Genomic DNA, 23,006 nt, shown 5'->3' on the forward strand with positions numbered 1-23,006 from the left:
TAAAGCATGTCCACACTCCATTCCTCTCTCCAAGACGCTCGAGTGGGTGTCATCGGTGGCAGTGGTTTGTATGCGATTGATGGGCTCGAATCGGTTGAAGAGGTCACGTTGGACACCCCATTCGGTGTTCCTTCTGATTGTTTGCGCGTCGGTCAACTGAATGGCGTTGAGGTGGTTTTTCTTGCCCGCCATGGGCGCTCGCATCACCTGCTTCCAAGCGAAGTTCCCTATCGAGCCAATATCTGGGCGATGCGCTCCTTAGGGGTGCGTTGGTTGATCTCGGTATCTGCCGTGGGATCTCTTCAGGAGCATCTGCGCCCTCGCGACATGGTTGTTCCCAATCAGTTCATCGACAGAACGAGGCAGAGGCCGCAATCGTTCTTTGGCGATGGCTGTGTGGCCCATGTCAGCCTGGCGCAACCGTTTTGTGAGCGCCTCAGTGATCTGCTTGCAGCAGCAGCAACGAACGAGATGCCGTCCGGACACAAGCTGCATCGCGGTGGAACCTACCTGTGCATGGAGGGTCCGGCTTTCTCGACCAAAGCGGAAAGTGAGCTCTATCGCAATTGGGGTTGTGATGTGATCGGCATGACGAACCACACCGAAGCCCGTTTGGCACGCGAAGCTGAAATTGCCTATGCCTCTCTCAGCATGGTGACCGATTTCGATTGCTGGCATACCGAGCACGACGCTGTGACCGTTGAAATGATCATTGACAACCTCAAGGCCAATGCCACTGCAACAGGGCCGATCCTCTTCGCTCTCATGGAGAAATTAGGGCGTGAACGTCCTTCTTCTCCTGCCCATCACGCCCTCAAAGATGCCTTGATGACACCTCCTGAAGCGGTTCCGGTGGAGACCAGGCAACGGCTTGATTTATTCACAAGTGCCTATTGGGGGCCTGTCAGCACGCAAGCTCAATGAGTTGTTGAATTCAGTGTGATTCCAATGGAACCAAGGGCTATGCGCAGGTTTCCGTTGTGATTAGCGAGCAGGGTTTGAGCATCTTCAAGACCCATGGACCCAGCCGCCATAACGAGAGCCCGCTTGACCGATCCTTTGGCTTCCTCCAACAGCGGAAGCCCTTGCTCGCGCGACAAGCCCACGAGATCAGTCAAAATTCTCAGAGAGCGGTCGACCAGCTTGCTGTTGCTCGCTGCGACATCGACCATGCGGTTTCCATACACCTTTCCCAACTTCACCATCACCCCGGTGGAAAGGATGTTGAGTGCCATTTTTGTGGCGGTTCCCGCCTTCAAACGCGTTGATCCAGTCAGCAGCTCTGGTCCGGTGATTAAGCGGATATCCAGGTGGCAAGGCATGGGTGCTTGTTCTGCAGGAACGCAGGCCATGGCAATGGCCAGGGCATCTAACTCCAAGGCGTATTGGAGTGCACCACGGACATAGGGCGTGGTGCCACCAGCGGCAATGCCGACCAGGCAGTCATCCGATCCGAATTGATGGCTTTTGAGGTCGTCAACCCCCGCTGTCTCAAGATCCTCAAGGCCCTCTGAACTACGAAGAAGGGCCGGAGCACCCCCCGCCAAGACCCCCTGTACCAGCTCGGGTGGACTGCAAAAGGTGGGAGGACATTCAGCGGCATCCAACACGCCAAGGCGGCCCGATGTTCCTGCTCCGAGGTAAAACAGCCGTCCGCCTTTGCTTAAGCGCATGGCCACAGCATCGACGGCAGCACTGAGAGCTTCAGACGCCCCTTCAACCGCCAATTGAGGTTTGCGATCTTCGTCGATGAACAGCTTGACTAGCTCATTGGTGGACAACACGTCCAAATCAGTGCTGCGGGGGTTCGACTGCTCTGTTGTGAGATAACCCCGATTTTCAGAAGGCTTCACAACAAACCCTCCAGACGCCGCCGGACATCATCCAGTCCATCATTCGCGCTGGATGACGGAACGCTATCGCTGGATGAATTGACAGATGGATCGACAGATGAATCGACAGATGGATCTTCAGATTGCCAATTACTGACGTCTCGATTGGAGCTCGGAGGAGCCAGCATCAAGCGCTCATCGTCCGATGTGGGGACGAAGCCAGTTTCAACCAGTCGCGCCTCATACCCAGCCTCTGTGCAGAAGAGTTCCACCTCGTGTTGATCGAGGGCTTCGACCGTGGGAGTTGGGAAGTCCTGGGCCTCTAGCAGGCCTGCATAGCGTTCGGCATCGTCGCAGTTTTCAAACATCAAAACCACGGTCTGACCAGACAACTCAAGGGAATGAATGCCCTCACTGTCCTGACCGGCGTCGTAAAGAAGGACGTGAACGAGCATGAGCTGTTTGAGGTCACCTTCAGTCTCTCATCGAAAGTCCTGGATCAGATCCGCCCTTGATCCAAGCTCAGTTCCTGAAGCCTCTGGTAGAGGGCTTGTTCGTCATCATTCAGATGGGCAGGAATCACGATGACCACCTCCACCAGCTGATCTCCTTGGCGGTCATTCCAGACGAGGCCACGTTCGCGAAGTCGCAGCAGGCGACCGCTCGATGAACCTGGAGGGACTTGAAGGGTTACGGATCCGGACAGCGTTGGAACATCCACCGCGCATCCAAGGGCTGCATCGGGTGGAAACAGTTCCAAGCGGTACAGCACGCGCAATCCATCAATGCGTAGGCCCTCCTCGGTGACCACTTGCAACTGCAAAAAATGATCCCGTCCACCCGGTGCCACGCCTTCTAGGCGGAGACGCCAGCCATCCCCCGCAAAAGGAGGTGTATCCACCTCGATCACCGTTCCGTCGGAGAGCTCCAGGTTCACAGCCGTGCCGTGAAGGGCCTGGTCAGGGGTCAGCACAACCGTTGTTTCGAGATTGTCCTGCGAGCGAACAGGTGGGGGAGGTTGGGGAGATGGGGTTGGTCTGTGCTCCGCTTGCTGTTGATCAGCGTTGTGTGTGGATTCGGCACGATCGGGCTCTGGAGGATCACCGATGCCCAAAACAACGGCGAGATACTCCTCGAAATCAGGAAATCCTGAAGCAAATGGGTCTTGGCTGGGACTTCGACCGTTGCGTTGACGCTCCCAGGCGACGCGCCTGTCGTGATCACTGAGGACGGCATAGGCCTCATTGACGAGTTTGAAGCGCTCTTCCGCCTGGCGATCGTTCCCGTTGAGATCCGGGTGCCAACGCCTTGCTTCGCGCCTGAAGGCTCTCTTCAGCGAGTCTCCGTCACTGCCTGGATCAAGACCAAGGAGGGCCCAATAATCGGGCTCAGCGATAGAAGTCATCATCCCAGGGGTCGATTCCGCGACGTCCACTTCTCATGCGTTCATCGGAACGGGTGTTGCCCGTGGACCAAGGGTCATCATCCCAATCATCGTCTGCGAAGAGTTCGTCTTTGAGCGTTCCGAGAGTGCTGCGAATGCCCTGCAAGGGCCCCGCCTCGCTGCTTCGTTCTGCAGAGAGACGGCGGTTTAACCCGAAGAGAGCTTCTTGCAGGCCACTCACGCCCATTTCCAACTGTTGAGGATCATCCTGCTCGAGCAGATCCTGAACATCACGCATCGCCATTTCTACGCTCCTCTGTTGCCGTTCGGCGCCATAGGGACCAAGCTCAAGGGCTGCATCACGCAAACGTCGCTCTGCTTGCGCCACCAACGTCAGGGCTGAATTGCGGCGCTCAATCGCAGCACGCTTGCGGCGATCTTCATCGGAGCGAGCTTCCGCCTCGGCGAGGAGTGCTTGCAATTCGTCTTCATTGAGATTCGAGCCACCATGAATCGTGACGGATTGCTTTCGACCCGTGGTGCGATCTGTTGCACTCACTTGAAGAATTCCGTTGGCATCGATGTCAAACGCAACTTGGATTTGAGGGACACCACGGGGGGCAGGTGGAATCCCTGATAAGCGGAAACGGCCTAAGGACTTGTTGTCTTGCGCCATTTGACGCTCACCTTGCCAAACATGAATTTCCACAGACGATTGATTGGCACCAGAGGTGCTGAACACGTCGGATTGACGCACTGGAATTGGCGTATTTCGAGGAATCAGGACCTTCATGAGTCCCCCCACGGTTTCCAGGCCAAGGGACAGAGGTGTGACGTCGTTGAGAAGCAGATCTCTCAGCTCACCGGTGATGATTCCGGCTTGAACGGCGGCACCCACAGCAACCACCTCATCAGGGTTGACGGATTGACAGGGGTCATGGGGGATCAGCGTTCTCACGAGCTGCATCACCATGGGCATCCGTGTGCTGCCACCCACAAGCACCACGTCATCAATGTCTTCTGCGAGCCAGCCTGAGTCGCGAAGCGCTGCCTGAACGGGGGTTAGCAGTCGATCAAGCAGATCAGGACAGAGTCCTTCAAACGTTTTGCGATCGAGAGTGGTCTCGATATGAAGGGGGCCTTCCTGACCGGTGGCAATAAAGGGCAGGGAGATCGGCGTGGTCGAAATGCCTGAGAGTTCTTGCTTGGCTTTTTCGGCCGCTTCAGTGAGACGTTGAAGCGCTTGCCGATCCCTGCGCAGATCAATTTGATGTTGTTGGAGGAAGGCATCAGCAAGCCAATCAACGATGAGTTGATCAAAGTCATTGCCACCCAATTGGGTGTCGCCGTTGGTGGCCTTTACATCGAAAACACCATTGGCGATCCGAAGGAGCGACACATCAAAGGTCCCTCCACCCAGGTCGAAGACAAGAACACGACGAACAGCACTGCGATCAAAGCCGTAGGCCAGGGCTGCAGCCGTGGGCTCATTGAGAATCCGTTCCACCGATAGGCCGGCGAGGCGTCCCGCATCCCGCGTCGCCTGACGCTGGGCATCATTGAAATAGGCCGGAACGGTGAGAACGGCGGCGTCAACCGTTTCGCCTAGGTAAGTGCTGGCATCGTCAACAAGCTTGCGCAAGATGCTCGAGACAAGCTCTTCCGGTGCATATTCCCGTTCGGTCTGAGGACAGGCCACACGAACGTTGCCCTGGTTGTTGGCACTCACGGTGTAAGGAACGGTGAGTGTGTTGTCGTCGAGTTCATCCCAGGCGCGTCCAACAAAACGCTTGAGATTGGAAAAAGTGTTGCGAGGATTGAGAACGAGTTGACGCCTAGCGGGCTGCCCTACCAGCAGCTCATCCTCTTTGGTGTATCCAACAACCGATGGAGTGGTCCTCGTGCCTTCCGCGTTGGCAATCACCACGGGTCGACCCGCCTCAAGCACGGCGACGACGGAATTCGTGGTTCCCAGGTCGATTCCGACGATCCGGCCCATAACCGCGCGTTTGGTGTCTCCAAGTTAACGGTCCAAACTCCAATCACCAAGCTCTTGTGAGGGGGAATTCTGTGGTGTTCTTTCGCTTACCTGCAAAACAGCCGGCGCGCGGGTACGGTTCCGCAATCTGTCTGCCAGCAGAGTGAAGCAATTCAAGGCTCAATATCTGCTTCGAAGCAGACCACCGGCTGAAAAGTTGGTGGATGGCAGTTTCAAGAAGCTCGTCGTCGTCATGGCCTCCATGGTTGCGCTGATCCTCATCTCCATCCTTGTGGTGGTGTTCTGGGGATCGTTGGAGTCGATGGGGCGCTACGGACTGTCGTTTTTGGTCACGTCCAACTGGAATCCTGTTGATGACGAATACGGTGCTTTCACGGCAATTTATGGAACGCTCGTTACTTCTCTTTTGGCACTAGTGATTGCTATCCCTTTAGGTGTAGGCACGGCAATATTCATTACTGAAAATATTATTCCGCTTAAAATCAGAAATATTATTGGCTTGATGGTTGAGCTCCTGGCGGCCATCCCTTCAGTGGTGTTGGGGTTATGGGCGATCTTTATTTTAGAGCCATTTATTCACCCATTTCTCATGTTTCTACATGAGGATTTTGGCTGGATTCCCTTCTTTAGTACGGAGCCATTAGGACCAGGGATTGCTCCGGCAATTTTGATTCTTGTTGTGATGATTTTACCGATTATTACTGCTATTGCCCGCGATTCATTAAATCAAGTGCCGATGAGATTGCGCCAAGCTGCCTATGGCGTTGGTGCGACGCGATGGGGAGCCATTTTGAACGTGATACTCCCTGCGGCTGTATCAGGAATCGTTGGTGGAGTGATGCTCGCTCTCGGCAGAGCCATGGGAGAAACCATGGCCGTCACAATGATCATTGGAAACTCCAATGTTTTTAGTTGGTCATTGTTGGCTCCCGGAAATACCATTTCAGCCATGCTTGCGAACCAGTTTGGGGAGGCAGATGTAGGACAGCTCTCTTCCCTTATGTACGCAGCTTTCGTCTTGATGGTTATGACTTTAATTGTCAACATCATGGCTCAATGGCTTGTGAAACGTCTGAGTCTTAAGTATTAAAATATGAGATATTCCTCCATCGAAAGGTCTGCAGAAGGCATTCCCGATCTGAGCTACAAAAGCTGGAGAAAGCGCAATATCAGCAGCAGACTGTTGTCGTTCTTGGCGGGAGTTTTTGCATGTTTGGCTGTCTTACCCCTGATCGCCGTTCTTATTTATATTCTGATCAAGGGAGTGGCAAGTTTAAACATTGATCTTTTTACCCAACTTCCTCCGCCTCCAGGGGGATCAGGTGGCGGTGTTGGCAATGCAATTCTTGGCAGTATTGTTGTGACAGCTATTGCCACAATGCTCGCCATTCCCATTGGCGTTGGAGGTGGTATTTACTTGGCTGAATACTCCACTGGCAAGGGATTTTCTCAATTTATTCGATTTGGCACCAATGTTCTTGCTGGCGTGCCATCAATAATTGCCGGTGTTTTCATTTATGGAGTGATTGTTTCTACGCGAATCCTTTTTGGCCATACTTTCAGCGCAATTGCAGGAGGAGCAGCCCTTTCTGTCCTGATGCTTCCCACAGTGGTCAAAACAACGGATGAAGGCTTGAAACTTGTCTCTAACGACCTTAGGCGTGCTGCTTTTGGCGTCGGGGCATCTCACTTCGTGACCGTGAGCCAAATCACTCTCCCCAAGGCTTTTACCCCCATTGCAACAGGAGTGGTGTTGTCGATTGCTAGAGCGGCTGGTGAAACAGCACCGTTGATTTTTACAGCGCTTTTTTCACCTTTTTGGCCGAATGGGATCTTCGAGCCAATTGCAACTCTATCTGTCTTAATTTATAATTTTTCAGCTCAGCCTTACGATGTTCAAAATCAACTCGCTTGGGCTGCTTCCTTTATCCTTGTGGTGTTCATACTTGCACTGAACCTGCTGGCTCGTTGGCTCGGGAGGATAGCCAATCAATGAAACGCCCGCTCAACGGCGTTTTAGCAACTCACTTGCAGACTCAACGTTCTTTCCATTCATGACCGCTTCATCTTCTCCAGAGTTACCCCATCCGAATTCTGACGTTTGCATATCAATTCAGAATGCAACCATTAGCTATGGTGATTTTGAAGCCTTAAAGAATGTATTTTGTGATATCCCGAGAGGACAGGTAACGGCCTTTATTGGACCTTCAGGTTGTGGTAAGTCTACATTATTACGTGCCCTTAATCGTATGAATGATTTGATTGAGGGATGTTCTCTTCATGGAAGAATACTTTTTGATGGAGCTGATCTGTACGCTCCCGATGTTGACCCTGTGGAAGTACGGCGGCGAATCGGAATGGTTTTTCAGCAACCTAATCCTTTTCCGAAAAGCATTTATGAAAACATAGCCTTTGGTGCACGTATTAACGGATATAACGGTGATATGGATGAATTAGTAGAAAAATCACTACGCCAAGCAGCCATATGGGATGAATGCAAGGACAAGCTCAAAGAGAGTGGAAATTCACTTTCAGGTGGTCAACAGCAGCGTCTTTGCATTGCACGCACCATCGCGATAGAGCCTGAGGTTATTTTGATGGATGAACCCTGTTCTGCACTTGATCCCATCTCAACCTTGAAGATTGAGGAAACCATCCATGAGCTCAAGAAGAGTTTCACGATTGTGATTGTGACTCATAACATGCAGCAAGCTGTTCGTGTGAGTGATATGACAGCTTTCTTTAATGCTGAGGCTCTTGAAGGGGGCACAGGGAAAGTAGGCTATCTCGTTGAATTCAATGACACAGACAAAATTTTTAATGCTCCAGCGCAGCAGGCCACCCAAGATTATGTTTCTGGACGCTTTGGTTGATGATGGTTTGGTGGCCCCTCGGAGAATCTCCAGATTTAACTTTTGAAAGACAGCGAAGGGCCCTTGATTAACGACTATTTACCAGTACACTCTTTTGCTGGTTGTAGGCACTTCCCAGAATCTTGTAGTCTTTGACATCGATGAATTCGATCCTTTGAATAGGGAGATGTTGCTTCTTTTTAGCAAAATTGGCTGAGTAAGGGCTCTTGTTCCTAATGCGCTATCACTTGATGCCTCTCGGTTATGCATTTCTAAGGAGGATTTAAAGACAATCGTTCTCATACCAGCTTCTGACTTGAAGGCCCTTTTGTGAGGAACAATCGAATCTCCAAAGACTTCTATATATTCTGCGGAATCGACAAAGCTGTCCACGAGTGACTCATAGCCGAAGTCATGCAGATGTTTTGTTTTTGTAGCAACTTCTTCTCTGCAGATGGGTGATCTCCCTAGGAGGTGCTTAAAAAGCAGTTCAATAGATCGCCATGGTGAGACTTGATAAAAATAAACTTGTTTGTAGACTTCTGTTTTGGCTAAGGCCTTCACCATCGTCCTTACAGTGATGCGACCATCCAATAGCTGCGCATCCAGTTCTGGCATCCTTTGTGATTGTGTAAGTCCTAAATTCCCGAATATTTGCTTATAAGTAGCTGCAATAGCTATTTCATGTGCTTCAGGATTAGATGGATGGAATTCCTGAAATGTCACTCCAAATGGACAATTTTCGTGGGATCTAGGACCGATGCTGACCTTCATGTTTAGGCAATGTTTTTTTCTATACTCTGCGTTCGTTAATGCTGTCCCATTCTTGGTGCCAGAATTGCTTGCAAAGGAAATTTGAGTTTTCCTATTTGATGCTTCGTTTACAAGTAGCCCAGAGGAGTGATTTGGCATGAGTGATTTAGGCGAGAAAAGAGTACTTACCCAGTGCACGTTGAACTAGAATTTAAAACTAGAACTTGACTTTTGCAAGTCTGTAGATGTGCGTGGGTGAGCGATCTTACGGTGTTTAATTGTTGTGCTTGATTTGCTTAGGAAAAATAAATACCTTGTGAGTTGATGCCTGTATTTCTATGTTTTTTGCATTTGTGTGTCTTGCGTAAAGTTGTGAGTACTTTTTATACATTTTTCAATAAATATTTTCTCGTTCTTGAAATGTTGGATTGCCGACTGTATGTTGCTGTTATTTTGCCTGAAAGTAATTCCTAGTCCTTGGATGTGTTGACGACAATGAATGCTTCGATTTTGTTGTTTTAGTTTTCTCGGTCTTAAGCCGGTTTTGGTGGCACGTCCTTCATGGTCATTCCTTGATGGAACGTCCTTCATGACCATTTCTTGGTGGAACGTCCCCCTTTGCAGAAGGGAGTTCCCATAAAAAAACCCTTGCGAAGCAAGGGAGTGAGGAGCTTGAACGGAGAGGGAGGGATTCGAACCCTCGATAGAGTTGCCCCTATACAGCATTTCCAGTGCTGCGCCTTCGACCACTCGGCCACCTCTCCAGTGGCTGAGATGAGAATGTAGCAGGGCGTTTCCTGAGGGCCTGATATGAGACCAAATCACACAGTCACAATTCACTGGCCCCAGGCTGGACGGACGATTACCCATCAGGTTCCTGAGGGGGAGTACATCCTCCAAAGCTTCGAGCAGCAGGGTGATCCGCTTCCTTTCTCGTGTCGGAATGGCTGCTGTACGTCCTGCGCGGTGAAGGTGCAAAAGGGATGTCTGGATCAAACAGAGGCCATGGGACTCTCAAAAGAGCTCAGGCAACAGGGATATGGCTTGCTTTGCGTGGCAAGAGCCATGGGTCCCCTTGAAGCGATCACGCAAGATGAGGATGAGGTCTATGAGCTTCAGTTTGGACGTCATTTCGGACGTGGTCAGGTTCGCCCTGGCCTTCCTTTGGAGGATGAGTGATGACTCCCATGCTTGATTGCCGACAGGTTGCCCTCGATGCAGAACTCGATGATTCCACGCAGCAAACGCTTGCTGAGGTAGCCCGCGCTGCATCCAACCTGGGAGCAGCGGTGCTGATGCAGCATTACGGACGCCTCAGCAGCATCGAAAGCAAGGGTCGTGTGGGTGATTTGGTCACCAACGCCGATGTGGCTGCTGAAAAAGTGGTTCTCGACTACTTAAGAGAACACACTCCAACCATTTCGATCCTTGCGGAAGAATCGGGATCCAGTGGCACGCCGGGATCGTTGTGTTGGTGCGTGGATCCTCTCGATGGAACGACAAACTTTGCCCACGGTTATCCATTCTTCGCCACGTCTGTGGGCTTGATCTGGAAGGGGAAGCCCCTGCTGGGTTCCGTGGCCGTTCCATTCCTCAACGAAACCTATTGGTGTTCTCCCAATCAAGGGAGCTTTGTCAACGATGCTCCGATTCAGGTCAGTGACTGCAGCTCTTTGCAAGACAGTCTTCTTGTCACGGGATTCGCTTACGACAGGCATGAGCGAATTGACAACAATTACGCCGAGTTTTGTTGGCTAACCCATCGTTGTCGCGGTGTTCGTCGGGGTGGTGCCGCTGCTGTTGACCTGGCTTTTGTGGCAACTGGACGCCTGGACGGCTATTGGGAGCGGGGTTTGGCTCCCTGGGATCTTGCGGCAGGTGCCGCATTGGTGGCCTGTGCTGGTGGTTGTGTTGGTGATTACAAAGATTCCGCCTTTGATGTGCAGGAAGGCAGGATTCTTGCGACATCACCAGGGCTGCATCTCCCCCTCAAGCAAGAACTCTCACGGGTGACCGCCTTGGAACCCAAGCTTTATGGAGCTTGAGGATCGGCAGTCATAGGATCACTGTTCGTGATTTGTTGACTAGCTGGATGGCCCTGCAACCCGCCACGGGCGCTCGAGATCTGAATCCGAAGCAGGTCCAACAGAATCAGCATTTGAGAGAACAGTTGACGATGGTCTATCGCCATTGGGGATACGACGAGGTGTCGCCCCCGCAGGTGGAACGGCTCGACACACTGATGGCCGGGGGTGCGATTGCCAGTCATGACGTCGTTCGACTTGTGGCCGATGACCCCCTGGGTCTTCGACCAGAGATGACAGCTTCCATTGCTAGAGCTGCCTGCACAAGACTCAAAGATCGACCGAGACCTCTACGGCTCTGTGCTTGCGGAACGATTTTCGAGAGTCGAACGGCTGAAGAGGGAGGACTGTGCATCGAGGAAAAACTGCACAGTGGTGTAGAGCTCTTTGGCGTTAAGGATCTGGCAGCAGAACTCGAACTTCTCACCTTGCTTCTAGAAGCGATGAATGCTCTCTCGCTGCTTGGCGAGCATCAACCCCAACTCTTGATTGGTCACACGTCCTTGATGGAATTGGTGTTGGCTCCTTTTGAACCTCCGATACGGGAAGAGATTCGCACTTGCTTAATTCAATACGACCGACTCGGACTCGAAGCCATGGGGCTGGAGGCGTCGGATCTCAAACGGTTGCTGAACTTACTGGACTGTCGAGGTACACCCCAGACCATTCTTGATCTTTTGGGAGAAAGTTTCGGGTCACAGCCAGTGCTCAATGACTTGAAACGATTGTTTCTGCATCTCAGTCCTCTCGCCGAACAACAATCGTTGACCCTTCAATTGGACCCAACCTTTCATCCGCATCATGAGCTGTATGACGGTTTGGTGTTTCAGTTGGTTTGCCAGGGGGTGTCTGCTCCCGTTGTGATTGCCCGCGGCGGGCGCTATGACGGCCTCGTGCAACGTTGTGGCGAAGGCGAGCTGAATGCTGGAGGAGTGGGCTTCAGTTTTTGCCTTGACGATATTCGTGATCTTCCTGGCTCTAGCCCCGAACATGTCAAGAGGCAATCCAGCATTTTAGTTTGCTGGAGCGATGATTCAACACTTGAAAAAGCTCTGTTGAAACAGACCAGCTGGCATGCCCAAGGACAAGTCGCCCAATGTGATCTCAGGCCTTGTCGAAATCGTGAAGAAGCCGATCAGCGTCTGCAACCCTCGGGGTGCAACACCATCGACTGGTTGTCTGATTAGATTGCCCAGGCAAGACAACCAACAGCTATGGCACACACGATCGTCACCGATATCTGCGAGGGCGTTGCTGACTGTGTTGATGCTTGTCCTGTTGCCTGCATCAATCCAGGAGCTGGGAAAAATAAAAAAGGGACAGATTTTTATTGGATTGATTTTGATACGTGTATTGATTGCGGCATTTGCCTGCAGGTTTGCCCTGTAGCCAATGCCATCCTTCCTGAGGAGCGAGCGGATCTACAAACACCTGGTTGATTTCATCTTCTCATTGGATCAACGCTGAGGAGTACATGCTCCATTCCTGATTGTCTTGTTGAGCGTGGGAGTGTTTTTGTAAAAAGCCTTTTGGAAGAGTGTTGCTGGTTTTTTTTATGCCATTGAGGATCATCCTGGATTATGAGGTTCGGAGAACCACCCTCTACTAGCTGTTGTGCCTTGACAGGGTGCATCTCTAAACTTCAGTTTTACAAGTTGTTGGTATGGCGGTGATGGACGAACAGGGTCAAATTCAGATCCACACCGAGAATATTTTCCCGATCATCAAAAAGGCGGTTTACTCCGGCCATGAGGTGTTTTTGCGCGAGCTTGTCAGCAACGGCGTTGATGCGATCAGCAAACGGCGAATGGCAGCAATGGCAGGGGATTGCAGCGAGGGGGATGATGGCGCGATAAAAATTCATATAGACCGTGAGGCCAAAACTTTGACCATTTCCGACAACGGAATTGGTATGACGGCAGATGAGGTGAAGCGCTATATCAACCAAGTTGCTTTTTCAAGCGCTGAAGATTTTCTAGAGAAATACAAGCAGGAAGATGATGCGATCATTGGTCATTTTGGCTTGGGTTTTTACTCGAGCTTTATGGTGGCAGAGCGGGTTGAACTGCTTACGAAGTCTGCAAAGCCTGACCAAGAAGCCGTGCGTTGGTCTTGCGACGGTTCTCCTAATTTTAATTTGACCGCAGCTGAACGATCCGACGCTGGAACAGATGTCATCCTCCATCTCATGGAGGAGGAAATGGAATATATAGAGCCAGCCAGAATAAAAACGCTGATTAATACGTACTGCGACTTTATGTCAGTACCAGTACAGCTTGAAGGAGAAACGATTAATAAAATGGTGGCACCTTGGCGTAAAAGTGCTCGGGAGCTTTCTGATCAAGATTATATTGACCTTTATAATTACCTTTATCCATTCCAGGGTGACCCCTTGCTGTGGGTTCATCTAAATACCGATTATCCATACAATCTGCAGGGCATTCTATTTTTCCCCAAGCAAACCGGTAGAGCTGACTGGGAGAAGGGAGAAATTAAGCTTTACTGCAATCAAGTGTTTGTTAGCGATTCCATCAAAGAGGTGGTTCCTCGTTACCTTCTTCCGCTAAGGGGTGCTATTGACTCTCCCGACATTCCTTTAAATGTGAGCAGAAGTGCTCTGCAGACCGATCGTCGCGTTCGTTCCATTGGTAATTTTGTTGCCAAGAAGGTTTCTGATCGACTGCGCAGCCTTAAAAAAGACGATCCGCAGGCCTATGCAGAAGCTTGGGAGTCATTAGCACCGTTTGTAAAAATTGGAGCGATGGAAGATGATAAGTTTGCTGATCAGGTAGAAGAACTGGTGATGTTCGCGACCAGTACCTCCGCTTCTTCAAGCGAACATTGCGACCCCATTAAAGGGAATGAACGCAACTTCACCACGCTTGAGGGTTATCGCGGAAGGCTGCCTGCCGATGAGAAAATCATTTTATATTGTACTGACGAAGTCTCACAATCAGCAGCATTGAACTTATGGACTTCGCAGGATCGTGAGGTTTTGTTCGCAGATACAATCATTGATAGTCAGTTTATTCCATGGCTTGAATCTCGGCATGAAGAATTAAAATTCCAGCGCGTTGACGCTGAGTTGGATTCATCCCTTAAAGAGGATACGCCAGAGTTGAGTGATGGAGATGGAGAAACGAAAAGTGAAAGCTTGAGGAAGTTGATCAAAGATGCCCTTGATAACGATAAAGTGACGATCCAGGTTCAAGCTCTTAAATCTGGGTCTGAAGGGCCTGCCGCTTTGATTTTGCTTCCTGAGCAGATGCGCCGCATGAACGACATTGGTGCGCTCATGGATCAGCGGTTACCGGGATTGCCCGACTATCACGTTCTGCTCGTCAATCAAAAACATCCCCTTGTTGAAGGCTTACTTAAACTTCAATCAGGCGGTTTCATTGTTGGCGATGCCGGCCAATCGCCTAGCGAAATGCTTGCCCGTGATCTGGCCCAACACTTGTACGAAACAGCCAAGCTGTCTGTAGGAGGACTGGATCCGAAAGAGCTTGCAAATTTCCAAACCAAAAATTTGCAGCTGATGTCCCGTCTGATGGAGAGAGGTTTCTAAGCAGACACTTTGCTAAAGTATCGATTCGGCCATTGGCCATCGCTTTCTCAAGGACGCCGTTATGTCACGGGTGTGTCAGCTCACAGGTACTCGCGCCAACAACGGCATGGCTGTGAGCCACTCGCATATACGCACCAAAAAGCTGCAACAGGCAAACCTGCAGCAGCGTCGTCTCTGGTGGGCAGAGGGCAAGCGTTGGATCAACCTGCGTATCACCACCAGAGCTCTTAAGACCATCCAGAAAAAAGGTTTGGGCGCCTACGCCCGCTCCCTGGGAATCAACCTCGCAAAACTCTGAATCTCTCTAGAATTCGGTCACTGACAACGGTTTCATGAATAGACGATCCCTCCTCCAGACTGCAGTTCTGGGGGCAGGGGTTTTTTTATTGGCTCCCGGCCGAGTCAGTGCATTGGGCGGTCAAGCTCCTGAGATCGGAATCAAAGCTCCCGATTTTGATCTTCCTGGTTTCAGCAGTGTTCATCCAGAGCAAACACGTTGGAGTTTGACCAACCTCCAAGGACGTTGGTTGGTGGTTTACTTCTATCCGAGGGATTTCACTTCTGGTTGCACCATCGAAGCTCATGGCTTTCAGGATGCGTTGCCTGCCTTTCAAAAGAAAGGGGCAGAGGTGGTTGCGATCAGTGCTGACTCCGTCAGCGATCACGAGTCGTTTTGTAGCTCTGAGGAGTTGAAATTTCCGTTGCTCTCCGATCCAGATGGCCTCGTGAGCAAAGCCTATGGGTCGTGGATGGCCCCATACTCGATGAGGCATACGTTTCTCATTGATCCTGAGTCTGTTCTTCGAGCTGTATGGACAGGAGTCCGTCCCGTCGGTCATGCCAAGGAGGTGCTAACGCGTCTCAATGAGTTACAGACTGGTTGAGTTATCTGTGCGTGTTAGAGATGGAGGGTTGACCATGGCTCTATAGAGCCAAAAACGAGAGGTGAAGCATGGCGGTCACAAAGGGACAAAGTCCTTTCATTCTTCTGTACCATCGCACGCCATTTGATGAAGGAAGAGATGAAAATGGCAAGAGAATTTGGTGCGATCAGAAAAGTCCCAATGGGATTATTCCTACATTAAGGAATTTATTCCGCACAAGAGAAAATGGCACTTGGATCGCCTGGAGGAAGGTTGACAATGTTGAAGATTCGAATGATGAAAGAATTTCGATGTCGGATCCCAGCCCCTTTACGTTGTGCAGAATTCCCCTAGAAGAGAATCAGATATCAAGCTTTTATCACGTCACATCGAAAGAATCCTTTTGGCCAATTCTGCATACATTCCCAACCCATTTTAATGTCAACAATGCAGATTGGGGTATTTTCGAAGAAGTCAATCTGAGATTTGCTAAAGCTGCCTGTCGGCAGGCAGCTGAATCAGCCACTGTATGGGTTCATGACTACAATTTATGGCTTGTTCCTGGCTACATCAGAGAATTAAGGCCTGATTTAAAGATTGCTTTCTTCCATCATACGCCGTTCCCCGGTAATGATGTTTTTGCCATTTTGCCATGGCGTGAGCAAATCCTTGAAAGCCTACTAAGTTGTGATGTGGTGGGATTCCATATTCCCCGTTATACCGAAAACTTTGCCCGTGCGGCCAACTGCTTACTCGGTGCCAAGAAGGGAGCGAAGCAACCTGTCAATCCTCGATTCGTTTCAACTGGCTCCGCTTTAACAGAACCCTCGGAGACCCCTTGCTTACATTACAAGGGCCGTAAGATTCAGCTCTTGTCTTCTCCTGTTGGAACATCTCCGGATGTTATTCAGGAGCTTGCAGGTCGTGATGATGTTCAAGAATTGGCTGATAAAATTGATGACGACACCAAAAAAGGTAGAAAGCTCATTCTTTCTGCTAGCCGAGTTGACTACACCAAAGGCAATGAAGAGCTGTTGCTTGCGTTCGAACGTTTACTGGAACGGCGACCTGATTGGCATGGGAAGGTTGTGCTCATGCTCGCTTGTGTTGCCGCTGCAAGCGGCATGAAAATCTACGAAGATACCCAACGTACGATCGAAGAAACGGCAGGTCGCATCAATGGTCGATTTAGTTTGATTGATTGGGTTCCTATCCGGTTCTCCACAAGGCGCATACCCTATGAGGAAATGGTTGCATGGTTTACGCGTTCAGATATCTGTTGGATTACCCCCCTGCGTGATGGTTTAAATCTCGTCGCAAAGGAATATGCGGCAGCACGTAAGGATCGGGGCGGTGTCTTAGTTCTGTCAGAATTTACGGGTGCTTCTGTCGTTCTTGATGGAGCAATCTTGACCAATCCCTATTCCCATCGACAGATGGACGAGACGATTGAACGCGCTCTAGAAATGCCCAAAGATGAACAGATTAAACGTATGAGCAGAATGAGCAGTGCTGTCGAGAGTTTTACAGTGAGTGACTGGGTTAGTGAGCAAATGAATGCTCTTGAAGGTCAGAAAGGTATTTGAAGATGAATTTGAATATGTTCCTGCGCAGGGTTCTCGTTTCTCTCTCTGTTGTATTGGTTTGTACTGCCTTTATTGGGCTCGTCCAAGCAAGATCGATTGAATCAGTTTCTTTTTTGATGGCTGCTCCCTTCGCCGATGCGACTCAGGATTTGGTCAAGCAATTCAATAAGGAGCATCGCGGGGAAATTCATCTAAACGTTATTAGGGGCCCGTTAGAAACAGAAGCTATTTCAGATTTAGCTATTAGTAGTCTGCTTTTAGGCAAAGCACCTTTTGATGGCTTGCTTATGGATGTGACCTGGCTACCTAAGTATGCAGCAGCTGGCTGGATGGAACCTCTTGAGGGGTTTTTCAATCAAAATGATTTGGATTCATTAGCGATCGGTGCTCGCGAGGGAAACTCCTATGACGGTCATCTTTATCGCTGGCCTATGACCTCAGATATGGGATTGCTTTATTACAGAACGGATCTGATGGACAAACCACCAGAAACACCTGATGAATTGGTCTTAATCAGTCAAACTCTTCAGAAAAATAATAAAATTGATTGGGGTTATGTCTGGCAAGGCCGACAATATGAGGGGCTTAGTTGTGTATATTTGGAAATGATTGATGGCTTTGGTGGTGATTGGTTGGATCCTACTGACAATCAAATTGGCTTAGATATGAAACCAGGTGTACAAGCTGCAGCTTGGTTGCAAGGGCTTATTGATCGTGGCGTCAGCCCAGAGGCCGTTACCAATTATGCGGAACCTGAGGCTCTACAGAGTTTCAAAGTTGGTGATGCAGCTTTTATGCGGAATTGGCCCTACGCCTGGGCTGAGCTGCAAAAATCCGACAGCGCTGTGAAGGGCAATGTTGGCATCACAACGATGGTGGCCATGCCTGGCCATGCGACTTCAACCCTTGGGAGCTGGGGACTGACAGTTTTGAAGGGTTCTAAACATGTGAATGCTTCGATTGAAGCGATCCGTTTTCTAACGACTGATGCTGCTCAAAAGCAGCTGTATATCCAGTATGGATATACACCAACACAACAAGCTGTTTTTGATGATCCACAATTGCTAACCGAATCTCCAATACTCGAAGATTTTCAGAAGGCCTTGAAAGTTGTTAAGCCAAGACCGGAAACTCCTCTGTATGCTCAAATTAGTGATGTTTTGCAACGCCAACTCAGCAGTATTCTCACGCATGAACAGACACCCAAGGCAGGGATGGATGTGGCAACAGAGAACACCCGGCAAATCCTAATCTCAGCAGGTGATCAGCCATGATCTCTTTTTTGTTAATTCCAGCACTTCTGCTGCTTGTTGTTGTCTTTGTTGGTCCCTTACTGCGTTATGCATGGCTTAGTTTTCATGCCGACTCTGTTATTACCGGGCTAATCGCGATCCCCAATGGTGGAGCGAATTGGCTGCGATTGCTACAAGATCAACGCTTTTGGCAGGATCTTGGGCAAACACTGCGTTTTTCCGGAGTGTCTGTAGGTCTTGAGCTCGTTCTTGCCCTCATGATTGCCCTCCTACTGGATCAGCGCTGGCGAGGACGAGATGTTGTGAGAACCCTTGCCCTGATTCCTTGGGCACTCCCAACCACTGTGATGGCACTTGGATGGCGCTGGATTTTTAATACTCCTTATGGACCGGTTGATCACTTAACTAGAATCATCGGATTGGGATCACTGAATATTCTCGGTGACCCAAGACTCACATGGATGGCAACCGTATGGGCTGATGTTTGGAAAACAACGCCCTTTGCTGCATTGATTTTGTTGGCTGGATTGCAGACGATTCCAGTGGACCTTTATGAAGCCGTGCGTCTCGAGGGCGGCAATGCGTCTATTTGCTTACGACGTATCACTCTTCCCTTGCTTCGTCCGTACATCCTTCTTGCCTTACTTTTTAGACTTGCACAAGCCTTTGGTGTGTTTGATCTGATCCAAGTTCTTACAGGAGGTGGACCTGCTAGTAGTACTGAAAGTGTTGCCTTATATGCTTATTTGAATGCCCTTAGGTTTTTAGACTTTGGCTATAGTGCAACGATTATAATGGCTAGTTTTATACTTATCAGTCTTCTTTGTATTCTCGCTTGGATTGTTTTGCAAATTCTTATTCCTACGCATTCAAAGTCACAGGAGGTCGTTGAGTCATGAACCGTCGTTTTCTTGTTGGACTGCTCTTGTTTTGGTCGTTAGGCCCCTTGCTCTGGCAGGTTTACACTTCCCTCTGTAGTGATCAAGCTCTTACGCAACCATTTGCTTCCATCGACCACCGCTGGACTCTTGTTCATTATCAGAATATTTTAACATCTAATCCACCGTTTTGGCGTTATCTCGTTAACAGTTTGATTGTGGGCGTATCTAGTACATTTCTTTGTTTACTGCTCGCTCTCCCTGCTGCCTATGCATTAAATCGGGTTCCAAGAAAGGTATCCATGTTGAGTCGATTGGCACTTGTTGGGGCTGCTCTGTTTCCTTACGTGCTGTTGTTCTTGGCCTTGCTTGAATTAGCGCGTGTTTTGAATCTGGGTAACCAGCTCCTAGCTTTAAGCCTCCCCTACGTTGCACTTTCTCAACCTCTTGCCATTCTTCTATTGAATAGTGCGTTCAGTGATCTGCCACCGGAATTAGAGGATGCGGCAAAGCTCGAAGGCCTTTCATTATTTCAAAGATTCCGTTGGATCTTGATCCCTTTGATTTCCCCTGCAACCGCGAGTACAGCCATTCTGGTGTTTCTTTTCTCTTGGAATGAGTATCCTATTGCTTTAACTTGGATTAGTGATTCTAATAAATTAACTTTGCCCGTTGCCATGGCTAGAATTGCAGGATCTTCCATTTATTCTGTTCCTTATGGTGCTTATGCAGCAGCAACTGTGCTCGGCTCCATCCCCTTGGTCCTACTTGTTCTGATCTTTCAAAAACCGATTGTTTCTGGTCTAACTAGCGGAGCTGTAAAAGGATGACTCTTCAAATTCAAAATTTAGGACGTCGTGTTGGTCAACAATGGATTGTACGTCATCTCAATCTTCATGTTGATAATGGTGAATGTGTTGCCTTAGTTGGTCCATCTGGATGTGGTAAAAGCACAACCCTGCGCCTCATTGCTGGCCTTGATCCTGTTTCTGAAGGCGAGATCATTCTTGATCAAGCTAACGTTACATATGCTTCAGCTGCTCAGAGAGCTGTGGGAATGGTTTTTCAAAGTTATGCCTTGCTTCCACATTTGACTGTGATGGCAAACTTGGAACTAGGTCTTCGCGTACGAGGGGTCCGTCCTGCTGAACGGCTGCAACGGATTCAAGACATGCTTGATCTTGTTCAACTGCAACAGCATGCAGATGTGTTGCCCGCTCAGTTGTCTGGAGGTCAAAGGCAACGGGTGGCGCTAGCGAGAGCTTTGTTACGCGATCCAGATGTGTATCTGCTCGATGAGCCTATGAGCAATTTGGATGCTCAACTTCGCGAAGAGTTACGTCCAGAACTTCGTCGTCTAGTGCTTAACCGACAAAAACCAGTGATCCATGTCACGCATGATCAGCATGAAGCGATGGCCATTGCTGATCGTATTGCTGTTCTCCACTCTGGGCGCATTCAACAGGTTGCTACTCCTGCAGATCTTTATCATCGTCCTGAAACTTTGTTCATTGCCAAATTTATTGGTCGTCCTCAAATCAATTGTCTTTCGCCCAAAAATGGTGTTGTCTGTGCTGTGAGACCGGAGGCTCTTTTCTTTTCCAAGGAGGGGCTTCCTTGCAAATTAATTTCCCGTGAATGGCTCGGAAGTTCTCAGCTTGTCTACCTTGAATCTCCTCAAGGTCAGTTGAGATTATCCTGCTCAACGTCTGTTGAAATTCCTGAGACACCCTTCGTTTCTTGGAACTCTTCAGATGAGCATCATTTTGATGAAGAGAGCGGGTCTCGTCTTTCTTAGCATTGATATCACTTCGTTAATATTGGCTTATCTTAATTACTCTTTGTGTTCTTTTTCTACTCGACTTAACGTTGACCTGAGTATCTTTTCGTGTTCGTAGGATTGTGTCCTGATGCTCTGTAGACGGCGCTTGGACGGAGGAGTTTCCATGCATGTTTGCCATTGTTCCAGCAGAATCTCTAGGCTTGGCAGGTGTGATAAATCAAACCAAGGCACATCAGCCGTACGTGCTGCTGCTTCTACTTTTGGGTCATAGCTGAGTCCTGCCGTTGGGCATTGATTGACAATTGCTAAAATTAGAGCATGCAATCGCATGGCAATGACGAGACTTGCCTCGCTAAATATTTGTTCTGCATGCTTGATGTTTTCTGCGACAACAGTTTCTGATTTTGCCGCCAAGCTATTGGGTATCAAGCCATTCTCTGTCAGGGTTTGCAGCAAGTTGACATCTTGATTGGCGTGAAAGGCCAACCATGTGACCGATCGATCGCTGCTTTTGCTCAAATAATCGACGCCTTGCAGCAGGACTGACCATCCAGCGTCTGTTAACAATTGGCTTGGTCGCCAACACAGCACAATATTCCCCCCCCCTTTGTGTTCATTCATGTGATGGGTCCAGACCGGATCGGGAGCCACTGACATCGTCGTTTTGATTCCCAGTCGCTTGGCCAGTTGTATGGATGCTGTGTCTCTCCAGGTAATCGAGGTAGCACCATTGAGAACAACGCCCACGAGAAAGCGGCTCCATGGATGCTTGAGCGGTCCGAGACCTTGCCCCCATAGCAAGACGGGCTTGCGTTTTGCTCGTGCCACCACAATCAAAACGATGTAATAAAGAAGGCTTCGAAAACTTGTGCTGTCTTGGAGCAGGCTTCCACCTCCCAGCACCACCACCTGGACGTGTTTAATGCTCTTCAAGACGTCTTTTAATGACCTCCTGTTCACGACAGTTGCATTCGGAACAAGCGTTTGAACCGCCGATGCATCGTGGGCTGTAATCAAGGGTTGCCAGCTCTCGGGCAACTGCTTGTTCAACACCTCAAGCAGGGCGTCATCTCCAAGGTTGTGTTCTCCGTAATAGCCACAGAGGAGAATGCGCCTAGGCGAAAAAGACGGAGCCAGCCCAGACATTCACAACACCATGCTTACCCTCATTATCAGCGCTTAGGGCGTCTACGTTGGTGAATCGCTCGGTTGTACTGCATGCATGCCCTTTCGCTTGGCACATGGTGGATTCATGTGGCTTCTGTCTTTGAGTGGCTGTTGGCGATGGTGTTGATCGCTCAGCGTGGATCTCGCGGCTCTCAGATGAGCATGATCTGGCTCTCTGCAGCCATGATTCCGGCTCTGATCAGCGCCATGGCTGCATGCACTTGGCACCTCTATGACAATGCTGAGAGTCTTCGTTGGCTCGTTACTTTGCAGGCCAGTACAACCCTCCTTGGAAACGTCACCCTTGCGATTGCTGCCTGGAATCTGCAACGCAACGCACCGGTGGATATGAAGGTGAAGGGATGACGTCGAACTTTGATCCAGGCCCCCTGTTTGCCCTGTCCCTGCTTCCTTATTTGGTGTTTCTTTTTCACCTTGGGCGCAGCCAGCAACTCCCTAAATTGACCGTTCTTGGTTTTCAGCTCACCCTGTTGTTCGTTGCTGTCACGATTGCGGCGGCGGTGTTTGCTCTTGTTCGTTACGACTCTGAATTGGTCGCTGTGGATTGGCTTCATGGTGGTGCGGAAGCCTTCCTCACGTTGAGTAATGCCTGCATTGTTGCCGGTTTGCTTCGCACAAAATCCAAAGAGCCAGTGAATAACTCTTACGAGGAGGAGATCTTGGGGCGTTGAAATCGGAAGATGAGGTGTCGCTTGTTGCGCTGCATGTTCACTCCTCTTCTGGCTATAGCTCCCGCCACTCTTTCCTGGTCACCCAAGGTTGCCCTTGTGATGGTGGTCTGCAATGTCATCGCCATCGGGATTGGCAAAGCCACAATTAAGCATCAAAACGTGGGTCTCAAACTGCCCGGCGCCAATTTCTTTGGGGGTATGAGTCACGGAAGCATGCTTGCTACCACAAGCCTTGGCCACATCATTGGCATTGGTGCGATCCAGGGACTTGCAGCCCGAGGTGTTCTTTAAATTTCCTTGATAATCCGCTGA

At 49.8% G+C, this 23,006-nt stretch carries 25 protein-coding genes and 1 tRNA gene; 19 read left to right on the top strand and 7 right to left on the bottom strand.

What is annotated here, in order from left to right:
* Positions 1-6: 6 nt before the first annotated feature.
* Positions 7-924, top strand: coding sequence for an S-methyl-5'-thioadenosine phosphorylase (mtnP, locus tag SynROS8604_RS07230; protein WP_186545676.1), 918 nt, complete (start codon positions 7-9; stop codon positions 922-924).
* On the opposite strand, the gene murQ is transcribed toward mtnP, so the two are convergent.
* From murQ to dnaK, 4 genes are read right to left on the bottom strand one after another with little or no spacing between them, the layout of a single operon-like run.
* Positions 918-1,853, bottom strand: coding sequence for an N-acetylmuramic acid 6-phosphate etherase (murQ, locus tag SynROS8604_RS07235; RefSeq protein ID WP_186545677.1), 936 nt, complete (start codon positions 1,851-1,853; stop codon positions 918-920). The two genes, mtnP and murQ, sit on opposite strands and share 7 nt — an antisense overlap.
* The gene (locus SynROS8604_RS07240; RefSeq protein ID WP_186545678.1) at positions 1,850-2,287 is read right to left on the bottom strand and encodes a DUF3110 domain-containing protein; all 438 of its coding nucleotides are present in this window, start codon (positions 2,285-2,287) and stop codon (positions 1,850-1,852) included. Before SynROS8604_RS07240 ends, murQ begins: the two co-directional genes overlap by 4 nt.
* Positions 2,288-2,331: 44 nt before the next feature.
* Complete coding sequence (locus tag SynROS8604_RS07245) at positions 2,332-3,237, bottom strand: DnaJ C-terminal domain-containing protein (RefSeq protein ID WP_186545679.1); 906 nt, start codon at positions 3,235-3,237, stop codon at positions 2,332-2,334.
* Complete coding sequence (dnaK, locus tag SynROS8604_RS07250; protein ID WP_186545680.1) at positions 3,221-5,215, bottom strand: molecular chaperone DnaK; 1,995 nt, start codon at positions 5,213-5,215, stop codon at positions 3,221-3,223. The genes SynROS8604_RS07245 and dnaK overlap by 17 nt, the downstream gene beginning before the upstream one ends.
* Positions 5,216-5,357: 142 nt before the next feature.
* Here dnaK and pstC point away from each other — a divergent pair, with 142 nt between their 5' ends.
* Genes pstC through pstB form a run of 3 tightly spaced genes read left to right on the top strand, consistent with a single transcriptional unit; the run spans position 5,358 to position 8,088 of the window.
* Positions 5,358-6,305 (top strand): phosphate ABC transporter permease subunit PstC, encoded by a 948-nt coding sequence (pstC, locus tag SynROS8604_RS07255; protein WP_186545681.1) that lies wholly within the window; start codon positions 5,358-5,360, stop codon positions 6,303-6,305.
* Between the two features lie 3 nt (positions 6,306-6,308).
* Positions 6,309-7,211, top strand: a complete 903-nt coding sequence (gene pstA, locus SynROS8604_RS07260; RefSeq protein WP_186545682.1) for a phosphate ABC transporter permease PstA — start codon at positions 6,309-6,311, stop codon at positions 7,209-7,211.
* 58 nt (positions 7,212-7,269) lie between these two features.
* The gene (pstB, locus tag SynROS8604_RS07265) at positions 7,270-8,088 is read left to right on the top strand and encodes a phosphate ABC transporter ATP-binding protein PstB (RefSeq protein ID WP_186545683.1); all 819 of its coding nucleotides are present in this window, start codon (positions 7,270-7,272) and stop codon (positions 8,086-8,088) included.
* A gap of 78 nt (positions 8,089-8,166) precedes the next feature.
* On the opposite strand, the gene SynROS8604_RS07270 is transcribed toward pstB, so the two are convergent.
* Together SynROS8604_RS07270 and SynROS8604_RS07275 are read right to left on the bottom strand one after the other, a co-directional pair.
* Positions 8,167-8,979, bottom strand: coding sequence for a phycobilisome rod-core linker polypeptide (locus SynROS8604_RS07270; protein ID WP_222930137.1), 813 nt, complete (start codon positions 8,977-8,979; stop codon positions 8,167-8,169).
* A gap of 518 nt (positions 8,980-9,497) precedes the next feature.
* Positions 9,498-9,584 (bottom strand) — tRNA-Ser (locus tag SynROS8604_RS07275).
* Between the two features lie 46 nt (positions 9,585-9,630).
* Here SynROS8604_RS07275 and SynROS8604_RS07280 point away from each other — a divergent pair.
* From SynROS8604_RS07280 to SynROS8604_RS07335, 12 genes are all read left to right on the top strand, one after another.
* Entirely contained in the window at positions 9,631-9,999 is a 369-nt protein-coding gene (locus tag SynROS8604_RS07280; protein WP_186545685.1) for a 2Fe-2S iron-sulfur cluster-binding protein, read from the top strand.
* Positions 9,999-10,865, top strand: coding sequence for an inositol monophosphatase family protein (locus SynROS8604_RS07285; protein WP_186545686.1), 867 nt, complete (start codon positions 9,999-10,001; stop codon positions 10,863-10,865). The genes SynROS8604_RS07280 and SynROS8604_RS07285 overlap by 1 nt, the downstream gene beginning before the upstream one ends.
* A gap of 47 nt (positions 10,866-10,912) precedes the next feature.
* Positions 10,913-12,091, top strand: coding sequence for an ATP phosphoribosyltransferase regulatory subunit (locus tag SynROS8604_RS07290; RefSeq protein ID WP_186545877.1), 1,179 nt, complete (start codon positions 10,913-10,915; stop codon positions 12,089-12,091).
* 27 nt (positions 12,092-12,118) lie between these two features.
* Positions 12,119-12,343: a ferredoxin family protein gene (locus tag SynROS8604_RS07295; protein ID WP_006852611.1), complete on the top strand. Its 225-nt coding sequence runs from the start codon at positions 12,119-12,121 to the stop codon at positions 12,341-12,343.
* A 224-nt stretch (positions 12,344-12,567) separates the two neighbouring features.
* Positions 12,568-14,472 carry a molecular chaperone HtpG gene (gene htpG, locus SynROS8604_RS07300; RefSeq protein WP_186545687.1) on the top strand — a complete coding sequence of 635 codons (1,905 nt, stop codon included), beginning with the start codon at positions 12,568-12,570 and terminating at the stop codon, positions 14,470-14,472.
* A 61-nt stretch (positions 14,473-14,533) separates the two neighbouring features.
* On the top strand, positions 14,534-14,770 hold the full coding sequence (gene rpmB, locus SynROS8604_RS07305; protein ID WP_006852613.1) for a 50S ribosomal protein L28: 237 nt from the start codon (positions 14,534-14,536) through the stop codon (positions 14,768-14,770).
* A gap of 34 nt (positions 14,771-14,804) precedes the next feature.
* Positions 14,805-15,356, top strand: a complete 552-nt coding sequence (locus SynROS8604_RS07310) for a peroxiredoxin (RefSeq protein WP_006852614.1) — start codon at positions 14,805-14,807, stop codon at positions 15,354-15,356.
* A 68-nt stretch (positions 15,357-15,424) separates the two neighbouring features.
* Positions 15,425-16,921, top strand: coding sequence for a glucosylglycerol-phosphate synthase (gene ggpS, locus SynROS8604_RS07315; protein ID WP_186545688.1), 1,497 nt, complete (start codon positions 15,425-15,427; stop codon positions 16,919-16,921).
* Between the two features lie 2 nt (positions 16,922-16,923).
* Positions 16,924-18,195, top strand: a complete 1,272-nt coding sequence (locus tag SynROS8604_RS07320; RefSeq protein ID WP_186545689.1) for an ABC transporter substrate-binding protein — start codon at positions 16,924-16,926, stop codon at positions 18,193-18,195.
* Positions 18,192-19,073, top strand: coding sequence for a carbohydrate ABC transporter permease (locus SynROS8604_RS07325; protein ID WP_186545690.1), 882 nt, complete (start codon positions 18,192-18,194; stop codon positions 19,071-19,073). Before SynROS8604_RS07320 ends, SynROS8604_RS07325 begins: the two co-directional genes overlap by 4 nt.
* Positions 19,070-19,882 (top strand): carbohydrate ABC transporter permease, encoded by an 813-nt coding sequence (locus SynROS8604_RS07330; protein ID WP_186545691.1) that lies wholly within the window; start codon positions 19,070-19,072, stop codon positions 19,880-19,882. The genes SynROS8604_RS07325 and SynROS8604_RS07330 overlap by 4 nt, the downstream gene beginning before the upstream one ends.
* Entirely contained in the window at positions 19,879-20,850 is a 972-nt protein-coding gene (locus SynROS8604_RS07335; protein ID WP_186545692.1) for an ABC transporter ATP-binding protein, read from the top strand. The genes SynROS8604_RS07330 and SynROS8604_RS07335 overlap by 4 nt, the downstream gene beginning before the upstream one ends.
* A gap of 36 nt (positions 20,851-20,886) precedes the next feature.
* On the opposite strand, the gene csaB is transcribed toward SynROS8604_RS07335, so the two are convergent.
* On the bottom strand, positions 20,887-21,981 hold the full coding sequence (gene csaB, locus SynROS8604_RS07340) for a polysaccharide pyruvyl transferase CsaB (RefSeq protein WP_186545693.1): 1,095 nt from the start codon (positions 21,979-21,981) through the stop codon (positions 20,887-20,889).
* A 72-nt stretch (positions 21,982-22,053) separates the two neighbouring features.
* Here csaB and SynROS8604_RS07345 point away from each other — a divergent pair, with 72 nt between their 5' ends.
* From SynROS8604_RS07345 to psaK, 3 genes are read left to right on the top strand one after another with little or no spacing between them, the layout of a single operon-like run.
* On the top strand, positions 22,054-22,368 hold the full coding sequence (locus tag SynROS8604_RS07345) for a DUF2499 domain-containing protein (RefSeq protein WP_186545694.1): 315 nt from the start codon (positions 22,054-22,056) through the stop codon (positions 22,366-22,368).
* Positions 22,365-22,694 carry a DUF3593 domain-containing protein gene (locus SynROS8604_RS07350; RefSeq protein ID WP_186545695.1) on the top strand — a complete coding sequence of 110 codons (330 nt, stop codon included), beginning with the start codon at positions 22,365-22,367 and terminating at the stop codon, positions 22,692-22,694. The genes SynROS8604_RS07345 and SynROS8604_RS07350 overlap by 4 nt, the downstream gene beginning before the upstream one ends.
* A 33-nt stretch (positions 22,695-22,727) precedes the next feature.
* On the top strand, positions 22,728-22,985 hold the full coding sequence (psaK, locus tag SynROS8604_RS07355) for a photosystem I reaction center subunit PsaK (RefSeq protein ID WP_186545696.1): 258 nt from the start codon (positions 22,728-22,730) through the stop codon (positions 22,983-22,985).
* Positions 22,986-23,006: the final 21 nt, after the last annotated feature.

This window comes from Synechococcus sp. ROS8604, assembly GCF_014279655.1.
Classification (GTDB): domain Bacteria; phylum Cyanobacteriota; class Cyanobacteriia; order PCC-6307; family Cyanobiaceae; genus Synechococcus_C.